This window comes from Streptomyces sp. NPDC007157 (assembly GCF_040634235.1).
In the GTDB taxonomy this organism is placed as follows: domain Bacteria; phylum Actinomycetota; class Actinomycetes; order Streptomycetales; family Streptomycetaceae; genus Streptomyces.
The window spans coordinates 108376-122622 of the sequence record NZ_JBEYFE010000030.1 but is presented as its reverse complement, the minus strand read 5'-3'; the positions used below and the strand labels follow the sequence as shown (position 1 = coordinate 122622).

15 protein-coding genes and 1 pseudogene are annotated in these 14247 nt (G+C 70.2%); 7 read left to right on the top strand and 9 right to left on the bottom strand.

Translation table 11 applies throughout. From position 1 onward, the window contains the following. Window positions 1-217 precede the first annotated feature (217 nt). Both ABZ642_RS38735 and ABZ642_RS38730 read left to right on the top strand, forming a co-directional pair. Window positions 218-1306 carry a NosD domain-containing protein gene (locus tag ABZ642_RS38735; RefSeq protein WP_360493717.1) on the top strand — a complete coding sequence of 363 codons (1089 nt, stop codon included), beginning with the start codon at window positions 218-220 and terminating at the stop codon, window positions 1304-1306. A 43-nt stretch (window positions 1307-1349) separates the two neighbouring features. Then, window positions 1350-2414 (top strand): methyltransferase, encoded by a 1065-nt coding sequence (locus tag ABZ642_RS38730; protein WP_360493714.1) that lies wholly within the window; start codon window positions 1350-1352, stop codon window positions 2412-2414. A gap of 78 nt (window positions 2415-2492) precedes the next feature. On the opposite strand, the gene ABZ642_RS38725 is transcribed toward ABZ642_RS38730, so the two are convergent. Genes ABZ642_RS38725 through ABZ642_RS38695 form a run of 7 tightly spaced genes read right to left on the bottom strand, consistent with a single transcriptional unit; the run spans window position 2493 to window position 7667 of the window. Beyond that, the gene (locus ABZ642_RS38725) at window positions 2493-2825 is read right to left on the bottom strand and encodes a TcmI family type II polyketide cyclase (protein ID WP_360493711.1); all 333 of its coding nucleotides are present in this window, start codon (window positions 2823-2825) and stop codon (window positions 2493-2495) included. Between the two features lie 34 nt (window positions 2826-2859). Continuing rightward, window positions 2860-3339: an SRPBCC family protein gene (locus tag ABZ642_RS38720; RefSeq protein WP_360493708.1), complete on the bottom strand. Its 480-nt coding sequence runs from the start codon at window positions 3337-3339 to the stop codon at window positions 2860-2862. Between the two features lies 1 nt (window position 3340). After that, window positions 3341-3592, bottom strand: a complete 252-nt coding sequence (locus ABZ642_RS38715; protein ID WP_360493705.1) for an acyl carrier protein — start codon at window positions 3590-3592, stop codon at window positions 3341-3343. Window positions 3593-3638: 46 nt separating this feature from the next. Then, window positions 3639-4883, bottom strand: a complete 1245-nt coding sequence (locus ABZ642_RS38710) for a ketosynthase chain-length factor (RefSeq protein WP_360493702.1) — start codon at window positions 4881-4883, stop codon at window positions 3639-3641. Next, window positions 4880-6148 carry a beta-ketoacyl-[acyl-carrier-protein] synthase family protein gene (locus ABZ642_RS38705; protein ID WP_360493699.1) on the bottom strand — a complete coding sequence of 423 codons (1269 nt, stop codon included), beginning with the start codon at window positions 6146-6148 and terminating at the stop codon, window positions 4880-4882. Before ABZ642_RS38705 ends, ABZ642_RS38710 begins: the two co-directional genes overlap by 4 nt. Then, a complete protein-coding gene (locus tag ABZ642_RS38700) occupies window positions 6145-6561 on the bottom strand; it encodes a cupin domain-containing protein (protein WP_360493696.1) in 417 nt (138 codons plus the stop codon). Before ABZ642_RS38700 ends, ABZ642_RS38705 begins: the two co-directional genes overlap by 4 nt. 41 nt (window positions 6562-6602) lie before the next feature. Further along, entirely contained in the window at window positions 6603-7667 is a 1065-nt protein-coding gene (locus tag ABZ642_RS38695) for a SchA/CurD-like domain-containing protein (protein ID WP_360493693.1), read from the bottom strand. 213 nt (window positions 7668-7880) lie between these two features. Between ABZ642_RS38695 and ABZ642_RS38690 the strand changes: the two genes are divergently transcribed. Further along, window positions 7881-9524, top strand: a complete 1644-nt coding sequence (locus ABZ642_RS38690; protein WP_360493735.1) for an FAD-dependent monooxygenase — start codon at window positions 7881-7883, stop codon at window positions 9522-9524. A 172-nt stretch (window positions 9525-9696) separates the two neighbouring features. Here ABZ642_RS38690 and ABZ642_RS38685 read toward each other — a convergent pair whose 3' ends face one another. Beyond that, window positions 9697-10167 carry an RDD family protein gene (locus ABZ642_RS38685; RefSeq protein WP_360493690.1) on the bottom strand — a complete coding sequence of 157 codons (471 nt, stop codon included), beginning with the start codon at window positions 10165-10167 and terminating at the stop codon, window positions 9697-9699. A gap of 211 nt (window positions 10168-10378) precedes the next feature. Between ABZ642_RS38685 and glnA the strand changes: the two genes are divergently transcribed. Together glnA and ABZ642_RS38675 are read left to right on the top strand one after the other, a co-directional pair. Further along, complete coding sequence (glnA, locus tag ABZ642_RS38680; RefSeq protein WP_360493688.1) at window positions 10379-11788, top strand: type I glutamate--ammonia ligase; 1410 nt, start codon at window positions 10379-10381, stop codon at window positions 11786-11788. Between the two features lie 204 nt (window positions 11789-11992). Continuing rightward, window positions 11993-12061: pseudogene (locus ABZ642_RS38675) on the top strand (YdcF family protein); the annotation flags it as partial. Between the two features lie 140 nt (window positions 12062-12201). Here the strand turns inward: ABZ642_RS38675 and ABZ642_RS38670 are convergent. After that, entirely contained in the window at window positions 12202-12921 is a 720-nt protein-coding gene (locus ABZ642_RS38670; RefSeq protein ID WP_360493685.1) for an SDR family oxidoreductase, read from the bottom strand. A gap of 156 nt (window positions 12922-13077) precedes the next feature. Between ABZ642_RS38670 and ABZ642_RS38665 the strand changes: the two genes are divergently transcribed. Both ABZ642_RS38665 and ABZ642_RS38660 read left to right on the top strand, forming a co-directional pair. Then, window positions 13078-13659: a TetR/AcrR family transcriptional regulator gene (locus ABZ642_RS38665; protein ID WP_360493682.1), complete on the top strand. Its 582-nt coding sequence runs from the start codon at window positions 13078-13080 to the stop codon at window positions 13657-13659. 146 nt (window positions 13660-13805) lie between these two features. Beyond that, window positions 13806-14063: a hypothetical protein gene (locus ABZ642_RS38660; RefSeq protein ID WP_360493679.1), complete on the top strand. Its 258-nt coding sequence runs from the start codon at window positions 13806-13808 to the stop codon at window positions 14061-14063. The last annotated feature ends 184 nt before the right edge of the window (window positions 14064-14247 follow it).

Below are 14247 nucleotides of genomic sequence, written 5' to 3'. Positions count from 1 at the left end.
TGTTGCTCCTCCCGGGGGGGGCGCCGCCCTCCGGTCTGCCGGCCCCGGGGGGGGGGGGGGGGGGGGGGGCGCCCCCCCCCCCCGGGGGGGGGGGGGGGCCCCCCGCCCCCCCCCCCCCCCTTCGTGTTCTCCGGTCCGGCCCGTCGCGGCCCGATGACACGCCGCCGAACGGCCTATCCAGCGGGTAATCGGGTCATCGGCTCCTAACCTGCCAAATGTGACAAAACGCCATATCACATACCTCGCCTGTGCCGCCGCCCTGTGCGGCTCCCTGCTCGGCGCCGCCCCGGCGACCGCAGCCCACCGCATCCTCGAGGTGCATCCGGGTGAGTCGATCCAGAAGGCCGTGGACGCGGCCGAGCCCGGCGACACCGTCCTCGTGCTGGCCGGCACCTACCACGAGAGCGTCAAGGTGACCACGCCCAGCCTCACGCTGCGCGGCGTGGGCCCGGAGACCGTGCTCCAGCCGGCCAAGAAGTCCAAGAAGGCCGTGACCAAGAAGGCCGCCGCCGAGAAGTCCTGCGCGGCGATGGGCAACGGCATCTGCGTGGTCGGCACCAAGAGCCGGCCCGTCGAGGACGTCACCATCGCCCGGATGACCGTGACCGGGTTCTCCCGGACCGGCGTCATGGCGGTCGGCACGGCCAACCTGAACGTGCACGGCGTGGCCGCCGTGAAGAACGGGCAGTGGGGCATCGCCGAAGAGCGCTCCGTGCACAGCACCTACCGGTACAACGTCGCCCGGAGCAACGGCGACGCGGGCCTGTTCCTCGCCAACTCCATCACCGCGGAGAAGGGCGCCACCGACACCGACGGCACGGTGGTCGACCACAACCTGCTGGAGAAGAACCGGATCGGCGCCACCGTGCGCCGGCTGCGCAACCTGACGGTCTCGGACAACTCGGTGACCGGGAACTGCGCGGGCGTGTTCGTCGTCGGCGACGAGAACAAGCCGAAGGCCGGTCACATCACGGTCGCCGACAACCAGGTCGTGAAGAACAACAAGTACTGCAAGAAGACCGCCCGGCTGTCGTTCCTGCAGGGTTCCGGCATCGTCCTGACCGGCGCCGAGGACACCCTGATCACCGGCAACACGGTCACCGGCAACTCGGGCAAGTCCCCGATGTCGGGCGGTGTCGTGGTCGTCAAGAGCTTCGTTGGCGCCACCAGCGACAAGAACCAGATCACCCGCAACAAGCTGTCGGGCAACGCCCCCGCCGACCTGATCAACCAGGAAGCCGCCAAGCACGGCAACAGCTTCAAGAGCAACACCTGCAAGAAGTCCAAGCCCGCCGGTCTGTGCTGACCTGACGGCCGTACGACACCCCCACCAGGAAGGAAGGCGGCACATGACCGCACCAGCACGCGACCTCTCGGCGCCGAAGGACCCGGCGCGGGGCGACGCACCGCCGCCGTCGATGCGGCTGCGCGAGCTCGTGTTCGGGGCGGCCTGTGCCGCCGCCGTCCGCGCGGCCGCCCGGCTGCGCGTCGCGGACGCGCTCGGGGACGCCCCGATGACCGTGGAGAGCCTGGCGTCCACGGTGAAGACCGACCCCGGGCCGCTGCGCCGACTGCTGCGCGCCCTGTCCTGCTACGGCGTCTTCGCCGAGCGCCCGGACGGGACGTTCGCCCACACCGAGACCTCCCGGCTGCTGCGCGAGGACGACCCGCACAGCCTGCGGTACATCGCCCTGTGGTGCACCGAGCCGTGGACCTGGGACGCCTGGCCGAAGCTCGACGAGGCCGTGCGCAGCGGCCGCAACGTCATCGAGGACCTCTACGGCAAGGAGTTCTTCGTCTACCTGAACGAGGACGCCCCGGAGTCGGCGGACGTCTTCAACCGGGCGATGACCACCTCCAGCGAGCAGTCGGCCCGTGAGGTCGCGGCCCTGCTCGACCTGTCCGGCAGCCGGTCGGTCGCGGACCTCGGCGGCGGCCAGGGGCATGTGGTGGCCTGTCTGCTGGACAAGTACCCGGCGATGAAGGGCTATCTGCTGGACCTGCCGAAGGTGGTGGAGAAGGCCCTGCCGCGGCTGCGCTCGGGCGGCGACCTGGAGGACCGGGCGCGCATCGTGCCGGGTGACATCCGGGAGGCCGTGCCGGTCGACGCGGACGCCTACATCATCAAGAACATCCTGGAGTGGGACGACGAGTCCACCGCGCAGCTGCTGGCCAACGTGGTCGCGGCGGGCGGTCCCGGGGCCCGGGTGGTGGTGATCGAGAACCTGGTCGACGACACCCCGTCGATGCGGTTCAGCACCGCGATGGACCTGCTGCTGCTCCTGAACGTCGGCGGCGCCAAGCACACCACGGACAGCATGGTGCGCCGGCTGACCGACGCGGGTCTGAGCGTCGACGACATCCGCCCGGTCAACCCGTATCTGCACGCCTTCGACTGCACGGTGCCCGCCTGAGGCAGGTCCCGGACATGCCGGTGCCGGGCCCGCGTTCTGCGCGGGTCCGGCACCGTTGGCGTACGGCGGGGCGAGGGTTCACGCGCCGCCGTCGCGCTCCCAGAGGTAGAAGCGCTGGGCCATCGCGTCCTTCGGGGAGCGCCAGGTCTCCGGGTCGTACGCGCTGACGTACGCCGTGAGACGGTCGCTGACGTCCCTGAAGTCGGGGTGCGAGGTGACCTTGGCGATGGCCGGTCCCGGCTCGCGCTCGGACTCGATGAGATGCATGTACACATCACCGAACTGGAAGAGGCTGCGCCGGACCACCCCGACGAGATGCGGCAGCTCTCCCCGGTCGGACTCCGCGAACACCTTCGCGATGTCGGGGCCGGAGCCCGGTGCCATACGGGCGACGATCAGGGCCTGGTGCACGTGTCTCTCCGTTCCTGTCTTCCTGGCGGCCGGCTCAGTCGGCCAGGGCCGGGTCGGGGCGCCGGCGGGTGGCCGCCTTCTCGATCTTGTCCCGGATCAGCGCCATCTGGACCTTGGAGTTCCTGTTGATGTTGTCGGTCATCCACTCGTCGTCGACGGGGGCTTCCGGCTTCATCGCGAAGTCCTGGGTCCAGACCATCCGGGTGCCGGCGGGGACCTCCTCGTACTCCCAGAGGATGTCCATGTGCGCGAACGGGCCGGTCTCGACCCGGCGGGCCTTGACCCGCAGGTGGGCGCGGTCCGCCTCGCGCTCGGAGACCCAGCTCCACACCTTGCCGTTCTCGTCGGGGTGCATGGTCAGCCGGAAGGTGACCTTGTTCCCCACCTCCTCGAGGATGTCGGCGTCGGCGTACTCACTGAACAGCTGGGGCCAGTTGGCCACGTCGTTGGTCATGTCCCAGACCAGGTCGACGGGCGCGGCGATGGTGATCTCGTTCTGGGTGTGTCCGGTCATGTCAGGCTCCCGCGGGCATGGCGCTGTTGACGAGGTCGAGGAACTGGCGGGGGGTCTTGCACCGCTCGGCGTCCACCGGCATGGGCACGCCGTGCCGGTTCTCCAGTTCGCCGACGATGCCGAGCAGGCCGAGCGAGTCGACGCCGAGGGCGTCGAAGCCGCTGTCGGCCCGGTCCTGGAGGTCGGTCGGGGCGACGGTGACGCCGGCGGCCTTCTTCATGAGTTCGGACAGTTCGTCCACGGTGATGCTCATTGGGACTCCTTCTTCTTCGCTGCTGGGCAGCTGTTTTTTCGCCGGATCACCCGGCCGCGCCGTGGCGCAGCACGAGTGCCGAGTTCGACCCCATGAGTCCCCGGCTGAGGACCAGCGCCGTGCGTGGTGCGGCGGCGCGGGCGCTGCCCGTCACGAGGTCGAGGTCGTGGCAGATGTCGTGGACACCCGGGGTCGGCGGGATCAGGCCGTGTTCCATGGCGAGCACCGCCGCGGCGGTGTCCAGGACGGGGGCCGCGCAGTACCCCCGGCCGATCCCGGTCTTGGGCGCGGTGACGGGCACCCGCCTGCCGTGCGCGCCGAGGGCGTCGGTGATGGCCAGCGCCTCCGCCCGGTCGGCCGCCGGGACGCCGAGGGCGTCGGCGAAGACCACGTCGATCTCCTCCGGGGCACAGCCGGCCTCGGCGAGGGCGCCACGGATCGCCTGGGCGAGCCCGGCCCTCGACTCGGCCCAGCGGGAGGCCCCGGTGAAGGTCGACGCGTGTCCGTCGAGGGTGGCCCGTACCGGCAGGCCACGTCGCCGGGCCGAGCCGACGTCCTCCACGACGAGCATGGCGCCGCCCTCGGCCGGCACGAACCCGCAGGCCTGTTCGGTGAACGGGCGGTAGGCGCGGGTCGGGTCGGTCTCCCGGCTGAGTTCCTCGTAGCCGAGCTGGCAGACCATCGAGTACGGAGCTATGGGCGCCTCGGTGGAACCGGCCACGATGACGTCGGTGCCGCGTCGCACCGCGCGCGCGGCGTGCGCCAGGGCGTCCAGGCCGCCGGCCTCGTCGGCGGCGACCACCGAGCAGGGTCCCTTGAAGCCGCGCCGGATGGAGATCTGGCCGGTGCTGGCCGCGTAGAACCAGGCGATGGACTGGTAGGGGCCGACGTACCGGCTGCCCTTGCCCCAGAGTTGCTGGAGCTCGCGCTGGCCGAACTCGCCGCCGCCGGAGCCGGCCGCGGTGACCACGCCGATGTCGAAGGGCGAGCCGTCGGTGTCGGCGCGGCCGAGCCGGGCGTCCTCGAGTGCCAGGTCGGCCGCGGCCATCGCGAAGTGCGTGAAGCGGTCGGTCTGGACGATGAGGCGTTCCTCGACGGCGGCCGTCGGGTCGAAGTCGCGGACTTCTCCGGCCACCTTCATGGGCAGGTGGTCGCAGCCGTCGCGGGTCACCTTGTCGAGGACGTTGCGTCCCTCCTGGACGGATTTCCAGAAGGTCTCGGTGCTGGTTCCGTTGGGCGCGACGACACCGATACCGGTGACGGCCGCCCGCCGAGAACGCGGTTCGCTCATCGTGTCCGTCCTCTCTGCCGGGTCAGGATCACCGCGGACTGGAAGCCGCCGAACCCGCTGCCCACGGACAGGACGCCGCCCAGGCGCCGTTCGCGGGCGACGCGCGGCACGTAGTCGAGGTCGCACTCGGGGTCGGGGGTCTCGTAGTTCGCGGTGGGCGGGACGACCTGGTGGGCCAGGGCGAGCACACAGGCGACGACCTCGATCGCGCCGATGGCGCCGAGCGAGTGGCCCACCATGGACTTGATGGAGCTCATGGGCGTGCTGTACGCGTGCTGCCCGAGCGCCTTCTTCACGGCCGCGGTCTCGTGGCGGTCGTTCTGCCGGGTGCCGGAGCCGTGGGCGTTGACGTAGTCGATGGCGGTGGGGTCGAGGCGGGCGTGGTCCAGGGCGGTCTCGATGGCGCGGGCCATCTCCAGGCCCTCGCTGGTGAGACCGGTCATGTGGTAGGCGTTGCCGAAGGTGGCGTAGCCGTCGAGCTGGCAGTAGATGTGCGCGCCGCGGGCCTTGGCGTGCTCCAGCTCCTCCAGGACGAGCACCGCGCCGCCCTCGCCCATGACGAACCCGTCACGGCGGTTGTCGAACGGGCGTGAGGCGTGCTCGGGGTCGTCGTTGTTGGGGGAGGTGGCCTTGATCGCGTCGAAGCAGGCCATGGTGATCGGGGAGATCGGGGAGTCCGAGGCACCGGCGATGCAGATGTCGGCGCGGCCCTCCTGCACGGTGTGGAAGGCGTAGCCGACGGCGTCCAGGCCCGAGGTGCAGCCGGTGGAGACGGTCTGCACCGGACCCTGGGCGCCGAAACGTTCCGCCACCGCGGAGGCCAGGGTGCTCGGCGAGAACGCCCGGTGCAGCTGGGGCCCCGCCTGCCGGTGGTCCACGTCCCAGTGCTGGCCGCCGGCGCTCACCAGGACGTAGTCGTGCTCCAGACGGGTGGTGCCGCCGACCGCCGTACCCAGGGACACCCCGACCCGCCAGGGGTTCTCCCGGCCCAGGTCGAGACCGGAGTCCCGGACCGCCTCGTCACCGGCGACCAGGGCGAACTGTATGTACCGGTCCGCCCGTTCGATCTCCTCGGCGTCCAGGCCGTGCGCCGCCGGGTCGAAGTCGCACTCGGCGGCGATCCGCGATCTGAGGCCGGAGGGGTCGAAGAAGGTGATGCCGCGCGTCGCGGTCCGGCCGGAGGCGAGCAAGTCCCAGAACGCCGGTACGCCCACACCCCCCGGAGCCACGATGCCTATGCCCGTAACCGCCACGCGCCGGGTCACGACCGGACCTGCCCCACGGCGACGGCGGCGTCCGTCTCCTCCGTGTCGACATGACCCTGGCTCGGGCGCGGGGCCAGCGGGCCGAGGTGGAAGACGATCCGGGCCTCGACATCGCCCACGTTGCGGAAGCGGTGGCGCATATTGATGGGGATCATCAGACCCTGCTCGGGCCGCAGCGGGTGCGGCTCGCCGTTCAGGTCGACCTCCATCTCACCGCAGACCACGTACACGAACTCCTCGGAGAACGGGTGGTAGTGCTCGGCGATGCGGTCGCCCGGCTGCACGATGGCCACACCCATGAAACCGCTGGTGGAACCCACCGTGGCCGGGGTGAGCATGGCGCGCAGGTCGCCGCCGCGACGCGTGTTGGGCTCGATCTCGCTGAGGTCCACGATCTTTGGAATGGGCTTCATCTCTACGTTCCTCCGTGAGGGTGATCCGGCGGTGGTGGGGGTCAGGCGTCGGGCGAGCGACGGTCGGTGAGGAGCTTCATCCGCACCGCGTCGCCGTCCAGCAGGGCGGTCAGCGCATGGGCCGGGACGGCGTCCACAGGGGTGCCGGGCCGCTGCTCGACCAGCCGTACGACGACGTCGTCGCGCTGGAAGACCGTGCTGTGCAGCACCGCGCTCGCCGGGTCCTCGGCCGCGGCCTCGTCCTGCTGCGCGAGCAGCTCGGCGAGCCGCATCCCGCAGCCCGGGCGGGCCGGGTAGTAGAGCGCGTGACGGTCGCCCTCGGCCAGCTCCTCGACGCCGCTGACGTGGTGCACGGCCGGCAGCGCCGCCCGGGTGAAGAACACCCGTGCGGAGTCCTGGTCGTCGAGGTCGCGGTCCTGCTCCAGGTAGGGGTTGATGGCCTCCTCCACGGCCCGCACCTCGGGCTGCCGGGCGACGTGGCGCAGGGCGACCATCAGGTCGCCGCGCACCTCGATGGCCCGCACCACCCGGTTGCCGTGCATGAACAGGGAGGTGCGGCACAGCCGGGTGGAGTCGTCGACCTTGGCCTCGGGCGAGGCGTAGTCCGCGAGGATCTTCGCGACCTGGGCCTCACTGCCCGGCCGGACCGTGAAGGTGAGCGCGTGGCGGATCACGCCGTCGCCCATCCGCGGCTCTTCCTGCAGGACCCGCACCGCGTCCACCGCCGGCCCGCCGGTCTCGCGGACGACCTGGAAGCGGAGCGAACGGGTGTCGCGCACGCAGTTGTGCAGCGGCTTGACCATCTCCACGTGCTCCTCGCTGTTCACCCAGGCGAGGAACGGCGGGGCGCTCTCCCACTCGCTGGTGATCAGCCACTGCGAGGGGTTCTCGATCGACTGGCAGAGCTGGTCGCTGACGTGACCGGGCACCTGGGCGACCTGGTTGCACAGCTGCTCGTAGGCCTCCAGGAACTCCTGCTGCGCGCCGTCGAAGACGTCCACCAGCAGGACGACCCGGAGCCTCGAGCCGTCGAAGACGGACTGGGAGACCCGTTTCGACACCGGGCGGGTCAGCTTTTCCGAAACCTTTTCCGAGATCGTCGTCATGCTTCGCACATCTCCTTCGCGGGGGCAACGGCCTGCGCCTTCGCCGATGACGCGGCGTCAGCGCTTTTTGATCCTGTGCCGGTCCTCCGAAGCGCGCGACTCGCGTGAACCAGGTGGGTGATTGAGCACACGGAACCCCTCGGGAAGGGGCGCGGAAGGGGCATGGAAGTTCCGACGCACCTGACGCACCACCACCCGCCCCTGGAGTCCCCGATGCAGCGCAGAACCGATCACCAGGTCCCCGTCCTCGTCGTGGGCGGCTCCCTCGTGGGCCTGTCCATGTCCCTCTTCCTGGGCCGTCTGGGCGTACGCCACATGCTCGTCGAACGGCACTCCGGGACCTCGGTCCATCCACGCGGCCGGGGCAACAACGTGCGGACTATGGAGCTGTTCCGGAAGGCCGGCATCGAGCCCGACATCAAGTCCGCCGCCTCACTCCTCGCCGACAACCACGGCATCCTGCAGACCCCGACGCTGGTCGGCGACGCCGACGAATGGCTGTTCAAGGAGATCGATCCCGGCGGCGGACTCGCGAGATTCAGCCCTACGGGGTGGTGCCTGTGCAGCCAGAACGACCTCGAACCCGTGCTCCGCCAGGCGGCCGAATCCCGCACCGGCGAACTGCGCTACTTCCACGAGATGGAGTCCTTCGAACAGGACCCCGAAGGAGTGACCGCGTACGTACGCGACCGTGACTCCGACCGGATGTACACCGTCCGCGCGGACTACCTGGTCGCCGCCGACGGCCCGCGCAGCCCGGTCCGGGGCCGGCTCGGCATCGGCCAGACGGGCCCCGGCGACCTGTTCGCCAACGTGAGCATCACCTTCCGTTCCAAGCTGCTCGCCCGCACCGTCGGGGAGCGGCGGTTCATCTGCTGCTACCTCACCGACCCGGAGGCGGACGGCGCGCTGCTGCCCGTCGACAACAAGGAGCGCTGGGTCTTCCACGCCCCGTGGCACCCCGAACGCGGCGAAACCCTCGACGAGTTCACCGAGGAGCGCCTCACCCGGCACATCCGCCGGGCGGTCGGCGTCCCCGACCTGGACGTCGAGATCACCGGCCGCGCCTCCTGGCGGGCCGCCGAACGGGTCGCCGAACAGTACTCGTCCGGGCGGGTCTTCCTGGCCGGTGACTCCGCGCACGAGATGTCCCCGACCGGCGCGTTCGGCTCCAACACCGGCATCCAGGACGCGCACAACCTGGCGTGGAAGCTGGCGGCCGTCCTCGACGGCTGGGCCGGCCCCGGGCTGCTGGAGTCGTACGACGCCGAGCGCCGCCCGGTCGCCCTGGCCACCAGCGCCCGTGCCTCGGCCCGCTCGGTGGAGCACAGCCATCCCGGGTTCGCGCCCGCGCCGGGCATCGGCGCCGGCAAGCGCGGCGGCATCCTCAACGTCGTCCTCGGCTACCGGTACCCGAAGGGCGCGGTCCTCGGCGCGGAGCCCGGCCAGCCGGTCGTACCCGATGGGATGAACCTGACCGGGCAGCCGGGCAGCCGGGCCCCTCATCTGTGGCTGCGCCGCGCGGACGAACGGCTCTCCACGCTCGACCTGTACGAGCGGTCCCTGGTGCTGCTCAGCGACGCGGCCTCGGCGGCGGGTGCGGCCTGGCACGCGGCCGCCCGCCGGATCGCGGACACGGAGCGGCTACGACTGGACACCTACCGCGTCGGGGCGGCGGGGGCGGACCTCGTGCCCGACGGGGAGGACATGGACTGGGCGGCGGCGCACGGGACGACGGCGGACGGTGCGGTGCTGGTACGTCCGGACGGATTCGTGGCCTGGCGCTCGGAGGGCGCGGTGCCGGATCCGGAGGGAGAGCTGCGGGACGTACTGGCCCGGCTGCTGCGGAGGCGGTGAGCCGGGGGGGGGTGGGGACGCTTACCGGCGCTTGCAGGGTGCCGCCGCGCCCACCCGCGCCGCCCTGCGGCAGATTGCCCGCAGCCATGTAGCTGACGCGACCACGGCGCCCGTCAGGGGCGCGGGGAACTGCGCGACCAGCCCCCCACCGGCCGGCAGCCGAACGACTACCTCAGATCCGGACCTCCACGGTCTTCGCAAGGCGATCGTGCAGCCCCCTGCCGTCCCGGTCCCACACCAGCGCCGGGATCGCGAGGCACAACAACACCGTGCGGGCCAGCGCGCGCAGCGGCTGCACCCGCCCCGTCTCCACACCGACCACGCGCAGCCGGAACAGCCGCTTACCCGGCGTGAAGCCGATCGTACCGACGGTCAGGACCCCCAGGACGAAGAAGACGAGCAGTGCCCAGTTGCCGGTCGTCGCCGGGTTGTAGCCGTCGGTGATCAGGCCGTATGCGATCAAGACGCACAGCGCCCAGTCCACGACCAGCGCACCGAGCCGTCGCCCCGGCCGGGCGATGGAGCCCGGCCCGTCCTCCGGCAGACCGAGCTGCTCACCCCGGTACCCGAACTCCGCACCGGCCTCTTCCATGGCCGCGCGGGGCCCCGAGAGCCACGATCCCATTGCTTGCCTGTTGTCCACCCGACCACGGTACTGCCCGGGCTAACGCCCGGGGTCCGGCGGGGTGCCGCGGGGCTACGGTGGAACAAGGCCGGTTAACTTCAGCGAAACAAATGGGTCACGCCCGAGAAATCACCCGTCCCTAGGGTCGAGGACAACGTGTGCCACCGCACTGGCCGCACGAACGAACTACCACCCCGGCGCGGGAACGCCCGGAAGTAGGAGGAGCTGGATGTTCCAGAACGCCGACGAGACCAAGAAGTTCATCGCTGACGAGGACGTCAAGTTCGTCGACGTCCGGTTCTGCGACCTGCCGGGCGTCATGCAGCACTTCACGGTGCCCGTCGATGCGTTCGACCCGGACGAGGAGCTCGCCTTCGACGGTTCCTCGATCCGCGGTTTCCAGGCGATCCACGAGTCCGACATGGCGCTGCGCGCGGACCTGTCGACGGCGCGGATCGACCCCTTCCGCCGCGACAAGACGCTCAACATCAACTTCTTCATCCACGACCCGATCACGGGCGAGCAGTACTCCCGTGACCCGCGCAACGTGGCGAAGAAGGCGGAGGCGTACCTGGCGTCGACCGGTATCGCCGACACCGCGTACTTCGGCCCGGAGGCCGAGTTCTACGTCTTCGACTCCGTCCGCTTCGCGACCACCGCGAACGAGTCCTTCTACCACATCGACTCCGAGGCGGGTGCCTGGAACACCGGTGCCCTGGAGGACAACCGTGGTTACAAGGTCCGCTACAAGGGCGGCTACTTCCCGGTCCCGCCGGTCGACCACTTCGCCGACCTGCGCGCCGAGATCTCCCTGGAGCTGGAGAAGAACGGCCTGAAGGTCGAGCGCCAGCACCACGAGGTCGGCACCGCCGGCCAGGCGGAGATCAACTACAAGTTCAACACGCTGCTCGCGGCCGCCGACGACCTCCAGCTCTTCAAGTACATCGTGAAGAACGTGGCCTGGCGCAACGGCAAGACCGCGACCTTCATGCCGAAGCCGATCTTCGGCGACAACGGCTCGGGCATGCACGTGCACCAGTCGCTGTGGGCCAACGGCGACCCGCTGTTCTACGACGAGGCCGGCTACGCGGGCCTGTCGGACACCGCCCGCTACTACATCGGCGGCATCCTCAGGCACGCCCCGTCGCTGCTCGCCTTCACCAACCCCACGGTGAACTCGTACCACCGCCTCGTGCCCGGCTTCGAGGCCCCGGTGAACCTGGTGTACTCGCAGCGCAATCGCTCGGCCGCGATGCGTATCCCGATCACGGGTTCGAACCCGAAGGCCAAGCGCGTCGAGTTCCGCGCGCCCGACTCCTCCGGCAACCCGTACCTCGCCTTCTCGGCGCTGCTGCTCGCGGGCCTGGACGGCATCAAGAACAAGATCGAGCCGGCCGAGCCGATCGACAAGGACCTCTACGAGCTGGCCCCCGAGGAGCACGCGGGCGTCCCGCAGGTCCCGACCTCCCTGCCGGCCGTCCTCGACTCCCTGGAGCGCGACCACGAGTTCCTGCTCGCCGGTGACGTCTTCACGTCCGACCTGATCGAGACGTGGATCGACTTCAAGCGCACCAACGAGATCGCCCCGCTGCAGCTGCGTCCGCACCCGCACGAGTTCGAGCTGTACTTCGACGTGTGATATCGCCCCAGGTCAGAGTGGGTATCCGCTCCCCTGGGCCGTCTGTGGGCCGTGGGCCGTGCTCTTCCTTCGCCGGAAGGGCACGGCCCACGGCCTGTTTCGGGCCCAGCACCGCGGGCCGGTGTCGAGAGCTTCCGGCCGCACCGTCGCTCAGGTCGGTTCAGCGGCCTTACCGGGTCCCTGTGTCCGCGCCAGGTACGCCGCATGGCGCCTGTCATCGTGTTCACGGGGTCCGCCAGCCCTACGACCCGGGAGCGCATGCCGCGTGGTGAGGACCTTTCTGCCAGACCAGATGCCGGTGCTCGGGGCCGGTAGCGCAGTCGGTCATCTTGCCGGTGAGGATCTCGGCGACGCTCAACTCGCCACACGGTCACGGCCTGCAGCGCCAATACACCCCATCGCCTCAGCCGCTCTCAGGCGCTGTTGCGGCCGAGGCTCGCACCGCCGTCGACGCGCAGGGTCTGGCCGGTGATGAAACCCGCCTTCTCGGAGAGCAGGAAGGCGATGGCGGCAGCGAGCTCGTCCGGGCGCCCGAACCTTCCCATGGGAACGCCCGCCAGGTAGCGGGCGGCGGAGTCCGACCCAGGCGGGTTGGTCTTCGTGAACAACTCGGTCTCGGTGGGGCCCGGGGCGACGGCGTTGACGGTGATTCCGTGTGCAGCGAGCTCTCCGGCCCAGCCTCGCGTCAAGAACTCCTTGGCGGCTTTGGCCGCACCGTAGGACGTTCGATCGGGCAAGCCCAGGGTGACCAGGCTGGTGACGTTCACGACGCGGCCCCAGGACCGTTCGAGCATGCCGGGCAGGACGGCCTGGACGATCTGGACCGCGGTGCGCACGTTCATGTCGAGCACCGTGTCGAGGTCGGAAAGATCGACCCGCCCGAGGGGCGCGGGTCGCACCACGCCCACATTGTTCACCACGGCGTCGACCGGTCCCGCGGCCAGCACTTCGTCCAGGACCTGATCGGTGGCCGCACGGTCGGAAAGATCGGCTTCGTAGAACTCGCCGGGAAAGGACTGCGGTGCGCTGCGGGCGATACCCACGGGGGTATGACCTTCTCCTGCCAACTGCTCGACGAGGGCGCGGCCGATGCCTTTGGACGCGCCCGTGATGAGTACTCGCCTGCGGGTCATGGGTTCACTCCTTTGCTGCGCTGATCCGCGCATCAATTCCATGTGGGGGCGGGGGGCCTTGCCCCCGATCAATGGGCTGCCATCTTTGACAGCCCCGTCATGTTTGACAGTGTTGCAAACTTTGACGACTGCGTCAAAAATGGCTAGCATGAGGGCATGGCAGGGCGACGTCAGTTCGACGAAAAGCAGGTGCTGGAGCAGGTCCTGAACGTCTTCTGGCATCAGGGCTACGGCGCCACCTCGATGGCAGACCTGGCGATCGCAACCGGCGTTCAGCGCGGTTCGCTCTACAACGCGTATCACGACAAGGAGGCGCTGTTCCTACGCGTCTTCAAGGACTACAAAGACGCCTTCCTCGCCGACGCCGCAGCGCGGCTCGCGCACCCTGACCTGCGGCAAGCGCTGCTGGACTTCTTCGACTTCACCATCGAGTCCCTCACTGCGGGCACCCCCGCCCGGGGCTGTCTGTCGACCAAGACGGCCACCGACACCCGGGCCGGAACGGAACCCATCCGGGCCGCGCTGCAAGGCCTACTGGACGGCCTGGAATGCGTCCTCGCCGAGCGGCTCTCCCAGGACGACGCCGCCGGTCTGCTGACGGTCCCGCCGGTCGAGGCAGCGCGGGTCCTGGTCACCATGACGCGCGGCAACGTCGTCATCGAAAGCGTGTACCGGGATCCGTCCCGGCTGCGGGCCGCGGCCAAGACCCTGGTCGACATGATCATCCACGCCGGCTGACGGCCCTGGTCGGCGCCCGGCGGTCCTTTCCTTCGACGTGTGACAGACGCCGTTCGCGGCTCTCGGCGCCCCCGCTCCTGGTTTCTCAGGGCGGGGGCACCGTCGTATCGTGCGGGTGTACTCATGTTCGAGACGGGGGAATCGGGATGTCCCAACAGGACGACGACCAGCACGAGTTCGACTTCAGGTGGGCCGCCGAGGCGGAGCACAAGGAGCCGTCCGCGCGGGCGCGCATGCTGGCCGCCCGGTGGCGGGAGAACCCGCCGGACCCGGTACCGTTCCGGCCGGAGCCGGGACCGGTGGGACCGCGACGGTCGTCGTGGGTGTCGACGGCGGTGGTACTGGGGTGCGTGGCAGCGGTGATCGTGCTGCTGGGTTACATACAGACGCGTTCGCCGTACTAGCGCCCGGCAAGGGGCGCGGGGCCGTATCGATGTGCGGCTCCGCCGCGTGGGCGCGCCCGGCCGCCACGGCGCCGCGCCTTCACAGGGACCTTTTGCCGCTACTAGGGACGTTCGGAACCTTTCCATGGGCCCCGGCAGGTGCACACTGGACAGCGGGACGAGTGCCTGACTGCGGGGTGATGGC